The organism is uncultured Arcobacter sp., assembly GCF_937982575.1.
Taxonomy (GTDB): domain Bacteria; phylum Campylobacterota; class Campylobacteria; order Campylobacterales; family Arcobacteraceae; genus Arcobacter.
Genome location: NZ_CALJLR010000021.1, coordinates 50,741 through 67,709, shown reverse-complemented (window position 1 = coordinate 67,709; position 16,969 = coordinate 50,741). Strand labels below are relative to the sequence as shown.

The window sequence follows — 16,969 nt, the reverse complement described above, 5'->3', positions numbered from 1 at the left end:
TTTTACTTTCCTGTTCTTACACATCTAACTAATTTTTTCTTATGTCTACTATCAAAATAAGGTGTCCCACTTACAAAATGCATATAATCAGCATAAAACCATAATGTTCTCCAATGAGCTGTACTAGCCCAATATCCTTCATTTAAGCTATATCTAAAAACTCTATATATATTTCGTGGGGGATTATCTTTATCTACTATTAATTCTAATTCTTCAATCTCTGGCAAACGCCAATTGCTATATGTTCCATGAAGTAAATCTTCACAATACTTATCAGCTTCTTCATGGGTAAAATATAGTTTTATATTAGCTTCACTATCCATCCAAACAAGAGAATGTTCAGTGTCAATTACGATTTGTAATTGATTATCTCTTTGAAAAGAGGCGGCATTTAAAATTGCGACTAACGATATAATTAGTATTAAATATCTCATTGTCTTATCTTTGAATTAAATTTTCCTTTTTGAATTCTGTCACTACTAAACTCATCAAAAAGTTCTATATCTATTTTACCATTTTTTTTAAACACAAGTCCAACTAACTCTTTTTTTGTTTCTTTAACTTCTTTTTCTTCTGGCTTTGCATGAACTTTCCAATTTTCAAACTTCTCTTCAAACTCTTTTACTGTTTGCTTTTCAAAGTTAGTTCTACTTGCTATTAGATATATTACTAAAACAAGCAATATTCCAAAAGGAATAAGTAAATCAAGACTCACAATAAGCCCTTACTTCTTTATCCCAAGCAAAAATCTCTTCTAGTGAACTCGGATTTACATTATGGAAATGATTTACTGCATCAAGTGTTATTTTTGAGATATCTAAAAATCCTATTTTTTCATTTAAAAACTTTGCAACGGCAACTTCATTTGCAGCATTTACAACAACTCCTAAATTTGGGTTTTTTAAAATTTCATCTTTTATTTTCCAAATAGGATATCTCTCTTCTTCTATTTTCTTAAACTCTAAACTTCCAACTTCTACTAAATCTATATGTTTAAGTATGTTTTCATCAACTTTTCCTAAAACTGCATAGGAAATTGGCAACTGCATATTTGCACTTGCTATATGAGCTGTTGTACTTCCATCAGTAAAATTAACAAGTGCATGAATTAGTGATTTTGTCTCAATTATGGCATCAAGTTTTGTTGTATCAAAAAGCCATTTTGCTTCTAAAAGTTCAAAAAGTTTATTTGTCATGGTTGCACTATCTATTGTGATTTTATTTCCCATTGACCAATTAGGGTGATTAAGTGCCTCTTTTATAGATACATTTTTTAGTTTTTCCAAAGGATAATCTCTAAAAGAACCACCACTAGCAGTTATTGTCATAGAGTCTATTTTTTTATCTTGGAGTAAATACCAAAGTCCAAAGTGTTCACTATCTATTGGCATAAGATTCTTTTGATCTATAAAAGCCCCTGCAACAACCAAGGACTCCTTATTTGCTAAAGCTACTTTTTTGCCACACTCTATGGCTTTTAGTGTTGGTTTTAGTCCTAAAAATCCTACAAGAGAATTCACTACAGTTTTAGCATCTGATTCTTCAATTGCTTTTAAAATTGCCTCTTCACCATAAGATACATTAGTATGATTTACTTTTGAGACATCCTCTTTTAAAGCTATTACTACTTTTTTAGGATTGAACTGTTTTATTTGAGAATTAAGTAATTCTATACTTCTTCCAGCAACTAAAACATCAATATTTAGATTAAATTTTTTTGCAATATTAAGAGTATTAACCCCAATAGAGCCCGTACTTCCTAAAATTATCAAATTATAGCTCTTAATAAAACTAGCATTATAATTGATGCGAATAAAAATCCATCAGTTCTATCCAATACTCCACCATGTCCTGGCAAAATATCTCCACTATCTTTTACATCAGCTTCTCTTTTAAGATAACTTTCAAACAAATCACCAAAAATAGAGGCAATTGCAACAATTATAGAGATAACTAAAGTACCCCAATATGTTATCCCATCAATAGCAAAAATAGGTCCTAAAATTGCAGCTAATACAATACCACCCGCAACACCTTCTAAAGTCTTATTTGGACTTGTTTCACAAAATTTAGTTTTACCAAAGGCTCGACCTACATAATAAGCCCCAACATCCGCAGATGCTACAACAAATAACATCCACCAAAAAACTTCTATTCCATACTCTGTGTATAAAGCTAAAAGAGTCAAAAATGAAACTAAGGGATAAAGAAGTGGTAAAAATATTTTTTTGTCCATATCTCTTTTATAAGCTAAATTTCCAGCAAAAATTACAAGTGCTACTAAAACTAATACTTCTGGATTTGGATAAAAGTATGCAATAATCCAGGAAATTAGTGCATATTGGTATACTCTTGAATCCTCTACTTTAAATAAATTCATTGCTTCATGAACACCTACAATCATAAAAACACCAAGAAATATCCAAGTTACAAATAATGTATCAATATAACTAACTACTATAAATAGTGCAAATAAGGCAAGTGCTGTTTTTATTCTTGTTGAACTTGAGGTGAGTAACTCATTCATAAATAACCTTTGATTTTTTGATATTTTATCTTAAGTTTTCTTTCTATTTTGTAAATAGAGTTTTAGGGGAATATTCTTGCTACTTTTTCTGCTATTTTATTTTCTAAAATATCTATCGTTATTTCACTAGATTCATCGATAATTGTAGACTCTGCAACTACTTGAGTAATAGTCTCATTTGTTATAATATTATCTTTAAATTCTCTGATTGTTATATCCATAATTATTTGATAAGATTTTGTATCTAAACTATCTCCTAAGATAGAACCGATTTTTGAGCCAATAGTTCCACTAACTCCTACATTGCCAAAAACTTGTCCTATGGTAATATTTAAATTTGTATTACTCAAAATATCTTTAGTTGTACTTTTTTTACCTATTTCATTGGCAAAAATAGTATTTATATCCAAAGAATATTCTCTTGCATACTCATTTGAAACTACGGTATAACCATGTTTTTTTAACTCGACACTAAGTTTTTCATAAATTTGGATTTCTTTATCTGTAATATTGTTATACAATATTGAAATTGTTTTATTTTCACTTTTACTTACCACTATTTCATTAGTAATTTCAACTTTTGAAATATTTTTTGAACTACATGAAGAGAGCATAAATATTATAAAAATAGATAAAAATAGAGTTTTCAAAATATCTCCTTAGATATGTACATCAATTGTATCATATGGATTATACAAAACATTTGCACCATTTTGAACTTTTACATTTCTTCTTTGGGTAAAATCAACTAGATATTTGCCAGCAAAATCTGTTGAAAACTTCACACACAATTCTGCTGCTTTATATATTACATCAATTGGCAGACTCTTTTTTGTATTTTGCACTATTACATGTGAAGAGTTAGTACTTTGCATATGAAACCAAAAATCACTGGCTTTTGAGTTTTGAAGTAGATATATATTTGAGCGTTCATCAGTTCCAAGTAATATTCTATAGCCATCAAAAAAGAAGCTTTCATAGGGCTCTTGTTTTTTTGTTTTTGTTTGGTTTTTTTGTTTTTTAGGAAGTAAAAACTCAACTTCATCTATAGAGTTACAAAGCTTTATGTTTGATACCATTCTATTTAAAAATTCTGACTTTTTTTCTAAATTATCTTTTTCAATTGAGATATATAGACTTTTTTGTTTAAGTTTTTTTGCTTTTTTAAAAAGTTCATTGGCATAAATAGAGGGACTGCTACACTCGCTTAAATCTATATCAATAACTGTTCCGTCATAGTTTGTTAATTTTGCACTTTTATCATATGGCTTGATTAGATGTAAATTACTTAAAATCAAATTTGCTTTTTCATATAAAATAATTGACTCTTTTTCTAAGTCATCTTTTTGTGGTAAGCTTTTTAATACCTTTATTAATTTATTACGATTTTTTTCTATTTGTGAGATTTTTTGTTTTTTTATGCTTGCTAATAGGCTCTCTTCTTTTTGAAGATAGTTGTTCAATAAGAAAATTTCTGTGTCAGATATCTCTTCCATTTTGGGAATAAAAGTCTGTTTTGGAATTTCATCTAATTTTTCACCAACCTTTACAACTCTAGAGGAACTAAATTCATCCACATGTCTTAAGGCTTCTAAAATTATCTCTTTTTCATCCAAGATTATGATATTTGTATGCTTTCCTGTAAACTCTAATTGCAAAATTGTGGTTAATTCTTTATATGAAGATTTAGAATTAACATAAAATCTTATAATCTTATCGTCATTGTGCATTGTTATATTTTTTATTTTTGAATTATTAAATCTTTTTTGTAATATGGTGTCAAAGGGTGCAATAAAATCTTTTTTTAAAGAAGCTTTCTCCTCTTTTTTATAAATAAGGCTATTACTTTTTGACATATCAAAATAGATAACATTTCTTTCATTAAACTCCATAAATATCGTATTATTTTCTACTCTTTTTATATTTCTAATGGTATGACAATTTTCATTTAGATAGTTAACAATATTTTTTATTGCATAATATTTCATCTTTTTCCAATTATAAGTTTTTTTTATACTATATTTTCTATTTTCATCATACAATCTATTACTATTTTAATAAAGTTTTTAATTTTATAAGTTATAATTGTATTAAATTTAAGGAGACATATAATGAATAAATTACTAAAAATTGCTTTAGCTTCTGCTTTAGTGTTAGGTGTTGCGTCAACAAGCGTATCTGCAGACCCAGTAAAAGGGCAAAAACTTTTTATTAAAAAGTTAAAAAATGATTGTGGTTTTAATGGTGCAGAGTTTGCTAAAAAACATACTCAAGATGAGTGGGCAAAAATAAATGGAAATGGAATGTTTAAAGAAGAGATTGGAAAAATCTGTCCAAATGCAGATCTTAGTAAAATAAAAGATTCTTGGATAGAACATATTTATGATTTCTCTCATGAATATGCAAGTGATTCAGGAAATGTTCCATCTTGTTAATTTTTAAGTAAAGAGGAGAGCCTTCCTCTTTACTACTCCCTTTATATATTACTTTTAGCCCAACTAATCATAAGAAAAAATTATATTACATTAAGTATCTATTAACCCTTTAAAGTGTAAACTTCATCCAATTGTGGAGACAATAATTATAAGGAGAACTTAATGAAGAAAACAAGTATTGCTTTATCTTTAGTAGTAGCTTTAAGTACATCATCATTTGGGGCAAAACTAACTAATGATGAACTTCAAGCACAAATTGAAGCTTTAAAAGCACAACTTTCTTTACTTGAAGCAAAAGTAAATGAAGCTACAAAAAAAACTACAGAGTTAAAACTCCCTGCTGATACAGAAAAAAGATTATCAACAGTTGAGAAAAAAGTAGCAAAAAACTATACAAAAATCAATGATGTTAAAACTCATGATGCTAATGACAATATCAAATGGGATATTGACTTTAGAACACAAGTTGATAATATCAACTATAAATTATCAAATGGTACAAAAGCTAAAAATAGTGCACTTATGACAAATAGGTTGTGGCTAGGTATGGCTTATATGCCAAATGACAATACTATATTTAAAGGTACACTAGCTTACAACAAAGCATATGGAGATTCTGCAAATCACTCTCAAGCTAATACAAGTCCTGGATATGCAAACTTTGACTGGGTTACAAATGAAAATGCAAATGATAATACTTTAAAAGTAAAAGAAGCGTACTGGTTATATAAAGACGACTCATTTATGGGTAATAAAGATTTACCATGGGCAGTTTCAGTAGGACGTCGTCCATCAACTGATGGTTTAGGTATAAACCTAAGAGTTGACCAAGCAAGAAAATCTGCACTTTCTCATACTGTTAATGTAGAGTTTGATGGTCTTTCTGCAAAATTTGATTTAGATAAAATCACAGGTGTTCAAGGTATGTGGTGGAAATTTTGTGCAGGTCGTGGTCTAACTAATGCAAAACCAAGATTTAGTTCAGATGGACTTGATTATGCAAATGATGATACAAAAAATCCAAACATAGATATGGCAGGATTTATTTTTGTTCCATATGATAATGGACAATACTCAATTCACACAAACTATGCAAAAGCATGGAATATGATTGGATTTACGCAAACTGATATGTTTGATGGAAATAATTCAAATAATACCTTTAAAGATTTTGGTGATTTAGAACTTGCAACAATCATGTTTAAAGCAGATGGTATTGGAGAAGAGATTTCTGACTATCTTGATAATACTATAGCCTTTGCTTCTTTTGCAGCATCTAAAACACATCCAAACTCTTTAGGAATGTTAGGTTCAACTGAATCTAAAACTGGTAGTTCTATTTGGTTAGGAGTTAATGCTCCATGTCCTATTGATACAGAAGATTCAAGAATTGGAATCGAGTGGAATAAAGGTAGTAAATATTGGAGATCTATGACCTATGGAGAAGATACTATGGTTGGCTCTAAAATAGCAACACGTGGTACTGCTTGGGAAGTTTATAGAAATTCTAAAATTAATAATGCATTGAGTTGGTCTTTGAGATATACAAAAATCAATTATGATTATTATGGAAGTAATGGTTTCTTTGGATATGATGGGAACCCTAATTTAGGTTCAGTAACTCCATATGTAACCCAAGCTCAAAATATAACAGCAAATATAAGATATAGATTCTAAATAAAAAGAGGAAAAACTCCTCTTTTTATTTTAATAAATATTTATCATATTTTAAAATTACTCTTTCAGCTATATCTATCATCTTAATATTCAAATTTCTAAACTTTTCATCTTTAATATTGAGAAGTAATTTATCATAAACATTTGAGTAAGGGTAAATCAAAAAATAAATATACTCTTTTGATTTGGACTCTTTTTCTAACTCTTTAAACCACATAGCAAGTAGTGAGATATAAAGCATAGAAGGATTAAACTCTACACTATCTTGAAACTCAAGAGACAACTCTTTATTTATAAAATTGTATGCCTTAAGTATTGACTTAATCCTAGAAGAGCTTTTATTTTTTATATAAAAGTCATTATCTCTTGTTACTTTTTTTAACTCTTTTAAAATATCTTTTGAGATTTCATCTATATAATCTTTTATATTTTTATCTATTGAAAAATCTATATCTTCACTATTTTCATATGATGAAATAAGATCTTTACATAAAAGTAATAAGGCTTCAGTCTTTATTTTAGATAGGTTTATAATCATGACTAATTTTATCCAAACAATTCTAAATAAGCATAACTCTAAAGTTTTTTAAGTCTAATTAAGTTAAAATATACAAATTTTTATAAAAAACCCAGAAAAAGGAAATTATTGGAACCAATTGGTGTATTTATGGACGGTCAGATTTTCGACCTTCAAACTGCAGAAGCTTTAAATATTCAAGGAGAGGTGATAAAAGCCGATAACTCTAAAGAATCTTTAGAGATTTTACGACACTCATGTGCACATCTTATGGCACAAGCTATCAAAGAGTTATATCCAGAAGCTAAATTTTTTGTAGGACCTGTAGTAAGTGAAGGTTTTTATTATGACTTCAAAGTTGAATCAAAAATTACAGATGAAGACTTACCTAAAATTGAAAAGAAAATGAAAGAGTTAGCTAATGCTAAACTTCCTATTGAAAGATATGAAACCTCAAGAGAAGAGATTCTAAATAAATTTAAAGATGATGAGTTAAAACAAGCCGTTTTATCAAGAATTACAGATGATACTTTAACTATCTACAAACAAGGTGATTTTGAAGATTTATGTAGAGGTCCTCACTTACCAAACACTAGAATGATCAGAAGTTATAAACTCACACGTGTGGCAGGAGCTTATCTTGGTGGGGATGAAAAAAATGAGATGATTACTAGAATTTATGGTATCGCATTTTTTGATAAACAAGAACTTTTTGACTATGTTAGAATGATTGAAGAGGCTAAAAAAAGAGATCACAGAAAACTTGGAACTGAATTAGAACTATTTACTTTTAGTGATGATTTAGGAGCAGGACTTCCTATGTGGCTTCCAAATGGAGCAAGACTTAGATCAAAATTAGAGCATATTTTATACAAAGCACATAGAATAAGAGGTTATGAGCCAGTTCGTGGTCCAGAAATCTTAAAATCTGAAATGTGGAAAATTTCTGGTCATTATGCTAACTATAAAGAGAATATGTACTTTACAACAATTGATGAACAAGAGTATGGTATCAAACCTATGAACTGTGTTGGACATATTCAAATATTTAAAAGTTCAATGGTTTCATACAAAGATTTACCAAAAAAACTTTTTGAATATGGTGTTGTTCATAGACATGAAATGAGTGGAGCTATGCATGGCTTGTTTAGAGTTAGAGAGTTTACTCAAGATGATGCACATATTTTCTGTACACAAAATCAAATAAAAGAAGTGATCTTTGAGGTTTTAGAATTTGTTGAAGCTCTATTAAAACTATTTGATTTTAAATATGAAATCGAAGTTTCTACAAAACCAGAAAAAGCAATTGGGGATGATGAGTTTTGGGAAAAAACAACAAAAGGTATCATGGATGCACTTGATGAAAACAATATCTCTTATGGTATTGATGAAGGTGGTGGAGCTTTTTATGGTCCAAAAATTGATATTAAAATTCTAGATGCTATTGGAAGAAAATGGCAATGTGGAACTGTACAAGTTGATATGAACTTACCTTCTAGATTTAATGCAGAATTTATCAATGAAAAAGGTGAAAAAGAACAGCCAGTTATGATTCATAGAGCTATTTTAGGTTCATTTGAGAGATTTATTGGTATATTAACAGAACACTGTGCTGGTGAGTTTCCATTTGCAATTGCACCAACACAAGTTATTTTAGTACCTATTGCAGATACTCACAATGAGTATGCAAAAGAGTTACAAAAAGAACTTTTACAAAATGAAATGGATTCTAAAATTTTTAATATGAACGAGAGTTTAAATAAAAGAATTAGAATGGCAGAGAAACAAAGAGTTCCAATGATTGTAGTAATTGGAGATGAAGAAGTTGCAAATAAAACTGTAGCATTAAGAGATAGAAGAAATAGAGAACAATCAAATATGGGTAAAGATGAATTTATCCAAATGTTAAACGAAATCAAAAAAGGAAGTGAAATTTGAGTCGAGGTAATAAAAAAGACGACGTAATAATGAATGAAGACATCACAGCTAGAGAAGTTAGATGTATGGGTGATGATGGTACTAACTATGGTATCATCTCAACAGCAGATGCTTTAAAAACTGCAGATGAACAAGGTTTAGACTTAGTTCTTATTGCGCCAGATGGTAAACCACCTGTTGCAAAAATCATGGATTATAGTAAATTCAAGTATCAACAAGAAAAAAAGAAAAAAGAAGCTAGAAAAAATCAAAAAGTGATTGTTCTAAAAGAAGTTAAATTTTCTGTTAAAATTGCTGATAATGATATTAACTATAAAGTAAAACATGCAATTGAATTCCTTGAAAAAGGTTATCATGTTAAATGTAGAGTTTTCCTAAAAGGTAGAGAAATGGCACATCCAGAAGCTGGAGCTGCTGTTTTAGAAAGAGTTTGGCCAATGCTTGAAGAGTATGGAGAAAGAGATGCTGAACCTAAACTAGAAGGAAGATTTGTAAACATGATGGTTCTTCCTAAAAAAGACTAACCTACACTACACTTAAGTAAAAGAGTTATTCTCTTTTACTTTAAAACAACTTAAACTTATTCAAAGCTTTTTTTAAATATAATCACAGACTTTTTCTAATATCGAAGAAGAATGCAAATTTAAGAAAGGAGAAATCCATGCCTAAAATGAAATCAGTAAGTGGAGCTTTAAAGAGATTTAAAGTGAAAAAGAATGGTTCAATTAAATGTGGTTCTGCATTTAGAAGTCACATCTTAACAAAAATGTCAAGAAAAAGAAAAGTGGCATTAAGAGGACCTCAAACTGTTGATAGCACTGATGCTACAAGAGTTAAAAGAATGTTGTGTAAAGCGTAATTAAAGAAATTTAATTACAAGTCCCTCCACAAATATGTGGACAAGTTCGGCAATAGCCGACACCAATATTTAAACAAATATATGGTTAAGAAAGGAATAAAATGCCTAGAGTTAAAACTGGTATAGTTAGAAGAAGAAGACATAAAAAGGTCTTAAAAGCCGCTAGAGGTTTCTTCGCAGGTAGAAGCAAACACTTTAGAAAAGCAAAAGAACAATTAGAAAGATCTTTAGTATACGCATACAGAGATAGAAGACAGAAAAAAAGAGATATTAGAAAGCTATGGATTATCAGAATTAATGCAGCTTGTAGATTAAATGATATCAACTATTCAAGATTCATGAACGGTGTAAAATTAGCTGGAATTGAACTAGATAGAAAAATATTAGCTGATATGGCAATGAATGATGCAGCAGCATTTACTTCAGTTGTAACAGCAGCTAAAGCAGCATTAGCAAAGTAATTTTAAATTTGCAAATAAAAAAGGGGTTTGATTAATTTCAAACCCCTTTTTTTATGAACTTATTATAATATCCTACTCAATAGGCTCATTAACCTCTATTTTACAATCAGTCCCTTTACAATCTACATTTGCATCAAAATAGAATATTTCAGATATATCTATACCTGCATCTTTTAATTTTGCCCACGCTTCAATAGATCTTCCTCCTGCAGTACAATTAAATACTACTGTTTTATCTTTTGGTAGTTTTGAATATAACTCTTTTGCACTTAATTTTTCAGCTTCAATATTTATAGCACCTTTAATGTGTCCTAATTTATACTCATCTGGAGCTGTTACATCAACAATTTGGATAAATGAAGGTACATTATCTTTTTTAATAAAGGCATTTAACCACTCACCATCAATACTACCTTCATCACTTCCTAATTTAGCACCATTTTTACTCATAGTTTGTTTTTTTGCTACAGGAACAATAACTTTTGAAGCACTTTTTGTTGTTGCTAATCCTGCATCAACCCATTCTGGCATACCAGCTGCAAATACAGAAACATTTCTATATCCTAAAGCTACAAGTTTTTTTGCAAGTTTATGTGATTTTCCACATTTATACCCCCCACAAAAAGTGATGATTTTTTCACCTTGATGTACTGGAAACCTACCTTTTAATTCACTCATTTGCGTATCAGGAATTGAAATGGCTCCAGGAATAGTCTCTTTTAAATACATTTTATATGGTCGTGCATCTATGATAAATGCTGCATTTTTAGCTTGTGCACCTTTTACAACTGCAATATCAACTTCACTATAGTTATACTTTGTCCACTCAGGCTCACCTGCTTGATAAAGTTTTACATTTGTAAAACCATCTTTTTTAAGCATATTTGCAACTTTTGGAGATTTTCCACATTTCCATCCACCACAAAATACAATTATCTCTTTATCTTTTGCTACATCTTTTAATTGTCCAATATATTGTGAATACTCTGTATCTGGAATATTTAATGAAGAAGGAATAGTTCCTGCTTTATATTTTTTGTTTGGTCTTGCATCAATAAAGAGTGCTTTTGCACCATTTCTAGTCCCTTTTGCTACTTTTGATTTTGCATAGTTATAATCAACTATTTCCAACTTATACTTATCAATCATTGATTGAACTTTTGCACTTGGTTTCGTTAAGTTTTCTTGGGCATATGAATTAACACTAAATAGCATTGAACCTGTAATTATAATTGAGATTAAAGTTTTTTTATTCATTTTTTTTCCTTTTTTATTAAGCTTTACCAGACAACATACCGTACTGGGTCATTGGTTTTAAAATATAGTATTTTAAAAGCCACCAAATATATCTCTCTTGTGTAGGATCTAATGGAAAAGATGGCGTTGGTTTCATTGTGTAATCAAACTCTGCCAACATTACTTTTCCTATATCTGTAATTATTGGACAAACTGTATATCCCCCATATTTTGCCTCTAACTCTTTTCCTTCCATAAGTGAAATAATATTTTCTACAACAACTTTATACTGTTTTCTTACACTTCCGCCTGTTTTGCCAAGAGGAACAGCTGCAATATCTCCAAGAGAGAAGATATTTGGATATTTAACATGTTGCAGAGTCTCTTTATTTACAGGAACCCAACCCCTTGCTGATCCAATTTCTGAATCTCCAATTTCAGGTGCCGCTTTCATAGGAGGAGATATATGTAAAAAATCATAAGGAACTTCTACAAATTTATGTTTTTTTATCATAGTATACTCTTCGATATCAGGGTCATACTCACCTTTTACATCCCAAAATTTATCAAAAGTAGCAGTTTTTTCTTTCAAATTTACTTCTATTAGATTATGATTTAAATTATAATTCATATTTCTTTCTTTATATTGTTTTATAATTGCCTCTTCATACTCTTTAACAGAAAACATTTTTGAACTGTTTGCATAAAATGTCATATCTACATTTTCTCTAGCTTTTTTTGAAACTTCATTTAATCTTGCATTCATTAAATACATAATTTTTTTTGGAGCTCCTCCACATTTTATAGCAGTATCTGGATGAGAGAATATTGCATTTTGTTTTTGGCCATTTTTTGCATTTTCCATTGTTTTTTGCATATTTTCCCAAGTAATAACTGCCCCATCGACATTATAAATTGAACTTGCTCCACTATTTTTAAATATTTGATTTAACTTTGCACTATCTTTAGCTGTATAAATATCCCCTATTTCTTCCAAGCCCTTTATTTTTGCAAAGTCTAAAACAACACCTGCAGTTACAATCAAATAATCATAAGATATTTTTTCGCCACTTGATATAGTTAAGTTGTTATTTATTGGATCAAAATCTACTGCTTTGTCAGCTATAAAATTTACCCCACTTGGAATAAAATTCTTAGTTTCATATATAACATCCTCTTTAGAGTAAATACCAGCACCAATAAAAGTATTACCTGGTTGATAAGTTACAGATTTTGAATTTGGTTCTATTATAGTAATGTCTGGACTTGACAAGCTACTTGTAAGTCTTGCAGCAGTAGAGATTCCTGCTAGTCCACCCCCGACAATCACAATCTTTGCTTTAACATCACTAGCTTGTAATTTACTAGCAGCATTTAACTCATCTTTTGTTAAAAAAAACGCTCCCCCAACACCTAAAAGTTTTAAAGCATCCCTTCTAGATATTCCGCTTTTTTTTAGCTCTTTTTCCATCTCATTTATCATATCATCATACATAAGAGTCTCCTTTAATAGTCTATCTCTTATTTAAAGTATATAACAATTAACTATAATATTCAATGAATAAATATTATAAAATAATAATATATTACTTAGTATGTATATAAGTTATTATGATTTGTTTTTTATAAATTTTATAATAAATCTTGGAAGATAAAGCAGTAAATATACTACCAAAGTTATAAGTATGGGGTGTAAAAAACCAAGACCATATGCAGTACTTTGAGGTAAGGATTGAATATGTGAAATTGGATGAGTAATAAATTTATCAAAATGTGAAAATAATGAAAGTATTATTAGTATAAATAAAAATATGATTAGTTCTTTTTTCATTTCTTTTCCTAAAAAATCTAAGCTAAGTGCTTAGATTTTAAATTATGCTTTTCCAGATAGCATTCCATACATTGTCATAGGTTTAAGTAGATATACTTTAAGTAACCACCATACATATCTCTCTTGTGTTGGATCTAAAGGAAATGATGGTGTTGGCTTTTTACTCCAGTTAAATTCTGCAAGCATTACTTTTCCAATATCAGTAATCAAAGGACAAACAGTATACCCTGCATATTTAGAAGTTAGTTCTTTACCTTCCATTGCAGCAATTATATTATCAACTACTACTTTATATTGTTTTCTTGCACTTCCACCTGTTTTTCCCATAGGAACAGCAGCAATATCACCCAAAGAGAAAATGTTTGCATATTTTACATGTTGTAAAGTCTCTTTATTAACTGGAACCCAACCTTTTTCAGACCCAACAGCAGAATTTCCAATTTCATCAGGTGCTTTCATAGGAGGAGTGATATGAATAAAATCATAATCTCTTTCTATCATTTTACTTTTTTTAACAACTGAATACTCTTCTAAATCAGCATCCCAAGGACCTTTTTCTTCCCATGAATTTTCAAATGTAGCTTTTTTTGCATCTACATCAATTTCAACTAGATTATTACGGTATTCCCATTTCATATCTCTAGCTTCAAACTGCTTAACAATTGCATCATGGTACTCTTTAACTCCAAACATAGCTCCACCATTTGGATAGAAAGTCATCTCAACATTATCTCTAACTCCTGCTTCTTTTAATCTAGCATTAGTAAGATACATGATTTTTTTAGGAGCTCCACCACATTTAATAGAAGTGTTCGGATGTGTAAACAAAGCCTTTAACTTTTTACCACTTTTAGCTTCTGAAATTAGCTCTTGCATACCTTTCCAAGTATTAACTGCACCATCAGCATAATATATAGAGTGAGTACCATTTTTACCAATTTTATTTGATACTTCAGAATTAGCCTCTGATGAATACCCTACTCCCTCTAATCCTTTTATTGCACCATAATTAAGAGCAAGTCCAGCTGCAATAACTAAGAAATCATAAGAAATAGTTTCTCCACCTTTAGTTACTACTTTATTATTATCAGGGTCAAATTCAACTACCTTATCATTGATTAATTTTACACCTTTTGGTAAAAAATCTTCTGTATTGTAAACAATATCTTCTTTTTCCCAAATACCAGACGCAACTAAAGTTTGTCCTGGTTGATATGAAACTGAAACAGAGTTAGGTTCGATTACTGTAATATCAGGATTTGATAAAGAGTTAGTAAGTCTTGCAGCAGTTGACATACCTGCTAATCCTCCACCCACTATTACAATTTTACCCTTTGCTTCACTTGCATTCACAGTTGTTGCAGCATCAGCTTCACTTGGATTCATTAAAAATGCAGCAGAACTTAGACCTGCTAATTTAAGTGCATCTCTTCTTGAAAGACCTTGTTTCTTTAATTCTCTATCTAAAACTTCAAGAGAATTTTTTAATTCTTCATTCATAAAATTACCTTTTCAAATTTTCTTTCATGAAGAATATCAAAGTTGAAGTAATATAAAACTTAAATATAACTTAAATTATTTTATAATAAATATTAGTTTAACTTATAATAGAAAGTGCTTTTTTATAATCTTCAATTTTGTTCAAATTTAAAAATTCATTTTCATCATAAAATTTGATTTTATTAGAAGTCATATTATTAATTAAAAATCCTATTTTATGGTTATTATCTGATATCATTTTATCTATTAAAGATAAGCAAGACTTATCATATACTCCACACAAATTATGTTCTCTTGCTGTAGTTGCAATAGTAATATTACTTATATTTGAGTTTATTATTAATTTCTCAATAGTGGGTATTTTTACAAAAGGAGTATCTACTGTTATAATAAAAGCTTTATTTAAGTTAATAGATTCAAGGATACTTTTTAACGCAATTAAAGGTGAGCTTTCATCATTAATATTGTCATAAATAATATTTGCATTCTTTTGATTCTCACTCTCTTTGAGAAAATCAAATTTGTTTGTTTTTGAAGATAAATAGATTTCTTTAAAGTAAGGTTTCAATCTTTCATATTGGTATTGTGCAAGGGAGTTATAGTTAGAAAATGGAAGAAGAGCTTTATCTTCTCCCATTCGTGAGCTTTTGCCACCACAAAGGATTACACAAGGTATATCAAATTGTGGCTTGAGCATTTACAGGCTTCTTGGATCCGTAATATATCCACTAATTGCACTAGCAGCTGCTACTGCACTATTAGCTAAATAAATTTTCGAGCTTCTTGAACCCATTCGTCCTACAAAGTTTCTATTAGTTGTAGAGATACAAACCTCTCCATCACCTAAAATCCCCATATATCCACCTAAACATGCTCCACAAGTTGGATTTGAAACAACTGCACCTGCATCAACTAAGATATCAATATATCCTGCTTTTGTAGCATCTCTTAATATTTTTTGTGTTCCAGGAGTTAAAATAAGTCTTGCATGACGTGCAACTTTTTTACCTTCTAAAATTTCAGCAGCTACTTTAAAATCAGATAATCTTCCATTTGTACAAGAACCAATAAATATTTGGTCAACTTTTATATTATCTTCAACTGCTTGAGAAACACTATGACCATTTGATGGTAAAAAAGGATATGCAATTACAGGCTCTAATTTATCTGTATCAATTTCAATTACTTGAGTATAAACAGCATCATCATCTGAATAATGAATTTTTGGTTCTGCTCTTAATCCACCATTTAATTCTGCTGTTTGCTCTAAGAACTCTTTTGTAACATCATCATAAGCAACAATACCATTTTTAGCACCCGCTTCAATAGCCATATTACATAAAGAGAATCTATCATCCATAGATAAGTATTGAATTGCTTCACCAGTAAACTCTAAAGTTTTATATAAAGCACCATCAACACCTAAAATTCTAATGATTTCAAGAATTAAATCTTTACCAGTGATTTGATATGCTGGTTTACCTTTGAATACAACTTTAATAGCTTCAGGAACTTTAAACCAGTTTCCACCAGTAATCATACCAAATGAGATATCTGTTGAACCCATACCAGTAGAAAATGCACCTAATCCGCCATGAGTACAGGTATGTGAATCTGCACCTATAATAACATCACCTGGTAATACTAAACCTTTTTCTGGTAAAAGTGCATGCTCAATTCCCATATCTTTTTCATCAAAAAAGTATTTTAAGTCATGTTTTGCTGCAAAATCTCTTGAGATTTTTGCTTGGTTAGCAGATGCAATATCTTTTGCAGGAATAAAGTGATCAAGTACAATTGCAAAACCTTCAGGATTTGCAAGTTTTTCAAAACCACCCTCTTCAAATGCTCTAATTGAAATAGGAGTTGTAATATCATTTCCAATAACCATATCTATTGGACTTCTTACAATCTCACCTGCGTAAACTTCTCTTCCTACATGTTCACTAAAAATTTTTTCTGTAATAGTTTGACCCATATTTTCTCTC

Annotated in this window: 19 protein-coding genes; 6 read left to right on the top strand and 13 right to left on the bottom strand. The window is 29.7% G+C overall.

Going from position 1 to position 16,969, the window contains the following annotated elements:
• Positions 1-2: 2 nt before the first annotated feature.
• The 6 genes from Q0617_RS12495 to Q0617_RS12470 form a co-directional block, all read right to left on the bottom strand.
• Complete coding sequence (locus Q0617_RS12495) at positions 3-434, bottom strand: DUF1566 domain-containing protein (protein WP_298753658.1); 432 nt, start codon at positions 432-434, stop codon at positions 3-5.
• The gene (locus Q0617_RS12490; RefSeq protein WP_298753657.1) at positions 431-715 is read right to left on the bottom strand and encodes a hypothetical protein; all 285 of its coding nucleotides are present in this window, start codon (positions 713-715) and stop codon (positions 431-433) included. The genes Q0617_RS12495 and Q0617_RS12490 overlap by 4 nt, the downstream gene beginning before the upstream one ends.
• Complete coding sequence (gene dxr, locus Q0617_RS12485) at positions 705-1,772, bottom strand: 1-deoxy-D-xylulose-5-phosphate reductoisomerase (protein ID WP_298753656.1); 1,068 nt, start codon at positions 1,770-1,772, stop codon at positions 705-707. The genes Q0617_RS12490 and dxr overlap by 11 nt, the downstream gene beginning before the upstream one ends.
• On the bottom strand, positions 1,769-2,527 hold the full coding sequence (locus tag Q0617_RS12480; protein WP_298753654.1) for a phosphatidate cytidylyltransferase: 759 nt from the start codon (positions 2,525-2,527) through the stop codon (positions 1,769-1,771). Before Q0617_RS12480 ends, dxr begins: the two co-directional genes overlap by 4 nt.
• 62 nt (positions 2,528-2,589) lie before the next feature.
• Positions 2,590-3,177, bottom strand: coding sequence for a complement resistance protein TraT (gene traT, locus Q0617_RS12475; RefSeq protein WP_298753653.1), 588 nt, complete (start codon positions 3,175-3,177; stop codon positions 2,590-2,592).
• Between the two features lie 9 nt (positions 3,178-3,186).
• On the bottom strand, positions 3,187-4,515 hold the full coding sequence (locus tag Q0617_RS12470; protein WP_298753652.1) for an NFACT RNA binding domain-containing protein: 1,329 nt from the start codon (positions 4,513-4,515) through the stop codon (positions 3,187-3,189).
• 123 nt (positions 4,516-4,638) lie between these two features.
• On the opposite strand from Q0617_RS12470, the gene Q0617_RS12465 reads away from it, so the two are divergent.
• Complete coding sequence (locus Q0617_RS12465) at positions 4,639-4,962, top strand: cytochrome C (RefSeq protein ID WP_298753651.1); 324 nt, start codon at positions 4,639-4,641, stop codon at positions 4,960-4,962.
• Between the two features lie 162 nt (positions 4,963-5,124).
• Positions 5,125-6,639 (top strand): DUF3373 family protein, encoded by a 1,515-nt coding sequence (locus Q0617_RS12460; RefSeq protein ID WP_298753650.1) that lies wholly within the window; start codon positions 5,125-5,127, stop codon positions 6,637-6,639.
• 25 nt (positions 6,640-6,664) lie between these two features.
• On the opposite strand, the gene Q0617_RS12455 is transcribed toward Q0617_RS12460, so the two are convergent.
• A complete protein-coding gene (locus Q0617_RS12455; RefSeq protein WP_298753649.1) occupies positions 6,665-7,177 on the bottom strand; it encodes a hypothetical protein in 513 nt (170 codons plus the stop codon).
• 129 nt (positions 7,178-7,306) lie between these two features.
• Here Q0617_RS12455 and thrS point away from each other — a divergent pair, with 129 nt between their 5' ends.
• The 4 genes from thrS to rplT all read left to right on the top strand — a co-directional run bounded on the left by thrS (position 7,307) and on the right by rplT (position 10,414).
• Positions 7,307-9,094 carry a threonine--tRNA ligase gene (gene thrS, locus Q0617_RS12450; protein WP_298753702.1) on the top strand — a complete coding sequence of 596 codons (1,788 nt, stop codon included), beginning with the start codon at positions 7,307-7,309 and terminating at the stop codon, positions 9,092-9,094.
• Positions 9,095-9,123: 29 nt separating this feature from the next.
• Positions 9,124-9,618: a translation initiation factor IF-3 gene (gene infC, locus Q0617_RS12445; protein ID WP_298753700.1), complete on the top strand. Its 495-nt coding sequence runs from the start codon at positions 9,124-9,126 to the stop codon at positions 9,616-9,618.
• 137 nt (positions 9,619-9,755) lie between these two features.
• A complete protein-coding gene (rpmI, locus tag Q0617_RS12440; protein WP_298753648.1) occupies positions 9,756-9,953 on the top strand; it encodes a 50S ribosomal protein L35 in 198 nt (65 codons plus the stop codon).
• Positions 9,954-10,054: 101 nt separating this feature from the next.
• On the top strand, positions 10,055-10,414 hold the full coding sequence (gene rplT / locus Q0617_RS12435; RefSeq protein ID WP_298753647.1) for a 50S ribosomal protein L20: 360 nt from the start codon (positions 10,055-10,057) through the stop codon (positions 10,412-10,414).
• A 72-nt stretch (positions 10,415-10,486) separates the two neighbouring features.
• Here the strand turns inward: rplT and Q0617_RS12430 are convergent, their stop codons facing one another.
• From Q0617_RS12430 to Q0617_RS12405, 6 genes are all read right to left on the bottom strand, one after another.
• Positions 10,487-11,671, bottom strand: coding sequence for a rhodanese-like domain-containing protein (locus Q0617_RS12430; protein WP_298753646.1), 1,185 nt, complete (start codon positions 11,669-11,671; stop codon positions 10,487-10,489).
• A gap of 16 nt (positions 11,672-11,687) precedes the next feature.
• Positions 11,688-13,145, bottom strand: coding sequence for an FAD/NAD(P)-binding oxidoreductase (locus Q0617_RS12425; RefSeq protein ID WP_298753645.1), 1,458 nt, complete (start codon positions 13,143-13,145; stop codon positions 11,688-11,690).
• A gap of 114 nt (positions 13,146-13,259) precedes the next feature.
• The gene (locus Q0617_RS12420; protein ID WP_298753644.1) at positions 13,260-13,481 is read right to left on the bottom strand and encodes a hypothetical protein; all 222 of its coding nucleotides are present in this window, start codon (positions 13,479-13,481) and stop codon (positions 13,260-13,262) included.
• 42 nt (positions 13,482-13,523) lie between these two features.
• Positions 13,524-14,981: an FAD/NAD(P)-binding oxidoreductase gene (locus Q0617_RS12415; RefSeq protein WP_298753643.1), complete on the bottom strand. Its 1,458-nt coding sequence runs from the start codon at positions 14,979-14,981 to the stop codon at positions 13,524-13,526.
• A gap of 97 nt (positions 14,982-15,078) precedes the next feature.
• Positions 15,079-15,678 carry a molybdenum cofactor guanylyltransferase MobA gene (mobA, locus tag Q0617_RS12410; protein WP_298753642.1) on the bottom strand — a complete coding sequence of 200 codons (600 nt, stop codon included), beginning with the start codon at positions 15,676-15,678 and terminating at the stop codon, positions 15,079-15,081.
• Complete coding sequence (locus tag Q0617_RS12405) at positions 15,679-16,959, bottom strand: 3-isopropylmalate dehydratase large subunit (protein WP_298753641.1); 1,281 nt, start codon at positions 16,957-16,959, stop codon at positions 15,679-15,681.
• Positions 16,960-16,969 lie beyond the last annotated feature (10 nt).